This is a genomic window from Oleiphilus sp. HI0125 (genome assembly GCF_001635355.1).
In genome coordinates this window covers 1-649 of the sequence record NZ_LWGF01000817.1, presented here as the reverse complement: position 1 = coordinate 649, position 649 = coordinate 1, and the positions used below count along the sequence as shown (strand labels likewise).

General features: G+C 45.3%; 1 protein-coding gene and 1 pseudogene. Both read right to left on the bottom strand.

Annotated elements, in window-relative coordinates:
- A partial coding sequence (locus A3762_RS13215) for a hypothetical protein (protein ID WP_156493443.1) occupies positions 1-278 on the bottom strand: 278 nt, incomplete at its 3' end.
- Between the two features lie 28 nt (positions 279-306).
- Positions 307-649: pseudogene (locus A3762_RS27605) on the bottom strand (polysaccharide biosynthesis protein); the annotation flags it as partial.

Genomic DNA, 649 nt, shown 5'->3' with positions numbered 1-649 from the left:
TCGTATGTGCCTTCGTAGTAATGCTCATTTTGTAACTTGAGGGTTGCATCCGCTTTAAAACGCTTTCGTACTTCTTCAACACCTAGTTCGGCGTACGTTGTTTGAATAACATCGGTTTCGGCATTAGTGTTTGTGCGTCGAACGTTGTCCGTATGTTCGATTCGGGAGCCAATCGCGCCCGCTGCCTCTGTCGCATGGGATTGACTAGCAAACACCATCAAAAGAAAACAGGAAATAAGCCCCGATAAAACGCGTTCGCGGCAAAATTGAATGTCCATGTATCACTACTCAATTAACAATTTTGTTTTAGTTGTTGTATATCAGACCAGCTAATTTATCTTCGCCAACGATATCGATCGCTATCTGAACTTGATCACTCGTCACTCTCGCATGAGGGACCACTATCACGACCATATCCACGATGCCCGCCAAAATACGCGCTTCAGATGAACTAGCCACAGGAGGCGCATCAATAAAAATATAACGATCAGAATAACGATGTTTCACTTCATCAATGAACGACAGCATTTTTTCTGACTCGAAATACTCAGCCGCGCCTTCGCTATTTGATCCAAGAGGAATCGCTCGCAATCGCGGCACACCGGTCGCATACACGATGTCTTTAATACCAATAGCGGGGTCGCTAAGG